This is a genomic window from Dietzia sp. B19, assembly GCF_014145155.1.
Taxonomy (GTDB): domain Bacteria; phylum Actinomycetota; class Actinomycetes; order Mycobacteriales; family Mycobacteriaceae; genus Dietzia; species Dietzia natronolimnaea.
The window spans coordinates 1-4018 of sequence record NZ_JAALED010000166.1; the positions used below are offsets into that span (position 1 = coordinate 1).

The 4018-nt window shown below is 68.1% G+C and carries 2 protein-coding genes; both read left to right on the top strand.

Translation table 11 applies throughout. From position 1 onward, the window contains the following. The first annotated feature begins 420 nt into the window (after positions 1-420). On the top strand, positions 421-1104 hold the full coding sequence (gene raiA, locus G6020_RS05880) for a ribosome-associated translation inhibitor RaiA (protein WP_182609975.1): 684 nt from the start codon (positions 421-423) through the stop codon (positions 1102-1104). A 171-nt stretch (positions 1105-1275) separates the two neighbouring features. Then, on the top strand, positions 1276-4018 hold a 2743-nt coding region (gene secA / locus G6020_RS05885; protein ID WP_347238317.1), incomplete at its 3' end, for a preprotein translocase subunit SecA.

The window sequence follows — 4018 nt, forward strand, 5'->3', positions numbered from 1 at the left end:
CCTGATCCTGGCCACGCCCGGGGCCCCGTCGACGGTCGAGGAGTTGATCGGGACCCCGGCGACGGTCCTGCTGGTGGACGACGTGGTCACCACGGGGGCCACCGCCGCCGCGTGTGTGGGGGTGCTGGGCGAGGGCGGGCTGCGGGTCGACGGGGTGCTCGGGGTCACCGCCGCGTGAGGTCCGGGGCTGCCCGTGGGTGAGTTCCGGACGACTTGCCGCGACTACGGTCCACTGCCCAGACGACCGGGTATCGTTGGGTTCGGACGGGGTTCACCAGCACTTTCACTGAATTTGTCCGGTGGTCGCCCCGTCCGGAGAGTGTCCACTCAGCCATGTGGGTGTGCCCCTCGACCGGGGTCCCGGGCGGTAACCGGGTCGGTCGCAGAGGCCCGCCGCAGGCCCGATGAGGAGGAGCTTCGATGGCGAAGACCCCCGCAGTCCTGCTCGACCCCGCCACCTTCGACGGTCCGTCGACCGACGACCCCGGTGCCCCTGATGCGCAGGTGACCATCAAGGGCCGGAACGTCGAGGTCCCCGACCACTTCGCGACCCGGATCCACACCAAGCTCGCGAAGATCGAGAAGATCTCGCCCGCGATCACCCGGTTCGACGTGGTCCTTCTGCACGAGAAGAACCCACGCCTGGCCAAGGCCAGCCAGCGGATCGAGATCACCCTCAAGGGCAAGCCGGGTGTCGCCCGCGCCGAGGCGGCGGAGGACACCTTCTACGCCGCCCTGGAGTCGGCGGTCGCCAAGCTCGAACGGCAGATGCGCAAGGCACGCACCCGCCGGAAGATCAGCCACTCCGGGCACCGTCGACCGCAGTCCGTCGCCGAGGCCACCGCGGAGCTCGCGCCCGAGGCGGCACCGGCGGATGTCATGGACGAGTACGCGGACGGGGTCGACGACCAGCTCCCCGGCCAGATCGTGCGCCGCAAGGAGCACGACGGGACCCCGATGTCGGTCGACGAGGCCCTGGAGAAGATGGAACTCGTGGGACACGACTTCTACCTCTTCCGGGACACCGAGTCCGGCAACGCCACCGTCGTCTACCGGCGGCACGCGTTCGACTACGGACTCATCACGCTGAGTGACGAGGCCTGACGGTCGCAGCCCATACGCCCCGGGGGCGGTCCGGTCCGCATGGACCGGGCCGCCCTCGGCGTGTATCCGCGGCCGACAGCACCTAGGATGAACCGAGGGCCCGCGTGGCCCCCGCGCAGGTAGCCAGATTTCCCGATCAACCCGACCACGAGGACGTTCGAGACTGTGTCCATCCTTTCCAAGCTGCTCCGAGCCGGCGAAGGTCGAAAGCTCAAGCGGTACAGCGCTCTCGCCGAGTACGTGGATACTCTGTCCGACCAGACGGAGAAGCTGAGCGACGACGAGCTCCGCGCCAAGACCGACGAGTTCAAGGCCCGGTTGGCTGAGGGTGAGACGCTGGACGACCTGCTCCCGGAGGCGTTCGCGGTGGCCCGCGAGGCCGCCTACCGGGTCCTCGGGCAGCGGCCGTACAAGGTGCAGATCGTCGGCGCCATCGTCCTGCACACCGGGGCCGTGGCGGAGATGAAGACCGGTGAGGGCAAGACCCTGACCTGTGTCCTGCCCGCCTACCTCAACGCCCTGTCGGGTCAGGGCGTCCACGTGGTCACGGTCAACGACTACCTGGCCAAGCGCGACGCGGAGTGGATGGGCCGCGTCCACCGGTTCCTCGGACTGTCCGTGGGCGCGATCCTCGGCGGCATGACCCCGGCGCAGCGCCGGGAGTCCTACTCCGCCGACATCACCTACGGCACCAACAACGAGTTCGGCTTCGACTACCTGCGCGACAACATGGCGCACGACACCGCGGAACTGGTCCAGCGGGGCCACCACTACGCGATCGTCGACGAGGTCGACTCGATCCTGATCGACGAGGCGCGGACCCCGCTCATCATCTCGGGCCCGGCCGACGGATCGAGCAAGTGGTACGCGGAGTTCGCCCGCATCGCCCCGCTGCTCGAGGAGGGCACGCACTACGAGGTCGACCGCAAGAAGCGGACGATCGGCGTGACCGAGCAGGGCGTCGAGTACGTGGAGGACCAGCTCGGGATCGACAACCTCTACGAGGCGGCCAACTCACCCCTGGTGAGCTACCTGAACAACTCCATCAAGGCCAAGGAGCTGTTCACCAAGGACAAGGACTACATCGTCCGCGACGGCGACGTGATCATCGTCGACGAGTTCACGGGGCGCGTGCTCGACGGACGCCGCTACAACGAGGGCATGCACCAGGCCATCGAGGCCAAGGAGCGGGTGGAGATCAAGGCCGAGAACCAGACCTTGGCCACCATCACGCTGCAGAACTACTTCCGTCTCTACGAGAAGCTGGCCGGGATGACCGGTACGGCCGAGACCGAGGCCGCCGAGCTCTACTCGATCTACAAGCTCGAGGTCATGCCGATCCCGACCAACCGGCCGATGGCGCGCGAGGACCAGGCCGACCTGATCTACAAGACCGAGGAGTCGAAGTTCACCGCGGTCGTGGAGGACATCGCCGAGCGCGTGGAGAAGAAGCAGCCGGTCCTCGTGGGCACCGCGTCCGTCGAGCGCAGTGAGCACCTGTCCAAGCTGCTCACCCGCAAGGGCATCAAGCACCACGTGCTCAACGCCAAGTTCCACGCCTCGGAAGCCCAGATCATCGCGCAGGCCGGTCGACCGGGCGCGGTCACGGTGGCGACCAACATGGCCGGCCGTGGCACCGACATCGTGCTCGGCGGCAACCCGGACATCATCGCCGACCTCAACCTCCGCGAGCGCGGGCTCAATCCCGTGGACACCCCGGAGGAGTACGAGGAGGCGTGGGACGCCGAGATCGAGCGCATGCGCAAGCTCAGCAAGCAGGAGGCCGAGCGCGTCCGCGAGGCCGGCGGTCTCTACGTGCTGGGGACCGAGCGCCACGACTCGCGGCGCATCGACAACCAGCTGCGTGGGCGTTCGGGTCGCCAGGGCGACCCGGGCGAGTCCCGGTTCTACCTCTCCCTGGGTGACGAGCTCATGCGCCGATTCAACGGTGCGGCCGTCGAGGCGATCATGAACCGGTTGAGCCTGCCCGACGACGTGCCGATCGAGGCCGGGATGGTCTCGCGAGCCGTGAAGAACGCCCAGACCCAGGTCGAGTCGCAGAACTTCGAGATCCGCAAGGACGTCCTCAAGTACGACGAGGTGATGAACCAGCAGCGCACCGTGATCTACGGCGAGCGCAAGCGGATCCTCGAGGGCGAGGACATCACCGACCAGGTCGAGTCGATGATCTACCAGGTGGTCAGCGCCTACGTCGACGGTGCCGCCGCCGAGGGCTATGTCGAGGACTGGGACCTCGACAAGCTGTGGGACGCCCTGGGGCAGCTGTACCCGGTCTCGATCACCGCGCAGTCGATCATCGACGGCGACGAGTACGGGGCGGCGGGTGATCTGTCGGCCAAGAACCTCAAGGACGCGATCCTCGACGACGTCTTCGCCCGGTACGACGAGCGTGAGTCCGAGATCGAGGGCATCGGCGGCGAAGGTGCCATGCGCCAGCTGGAGCGCTCGATCATGCTCCAGGTCCTGGACCGCAAGTGGCGCGAGCACCTCTACGAGATGGACTACCTCAAGGAGGGCATCGGGCTGCGGGCCATGGCCCAGCGTGACCCCCTGGTCGAGTACCAGCGTGAGGGCTACGACATGTTCGCGGCCATGATGGACGGGGTGCGCGAGGAGACCGTCGCGTTCCTGTTCAACGTCAAGGTGGAGGCCAGCCCCCAGCAGAAGACTCTGGCCGCCCCCTCCGCGGCGCAGGCGGCGTCCCTCGCGGGCGCCAACCCGATCCTGCAGGCCGCGGGCACCGGTCGCGACGTCACCGACGACCAGATGCAGTTCTCGGGCCCTTCGGAGACGGGGGAGGCCCAGCTCGTCGACGAGGGCGTCCCGGCGAACCGCGCCGAGCGCCGCTCCCAGGAACGTCAGGACCGGCTCGAACGACGCGAGCGGGCCGCCA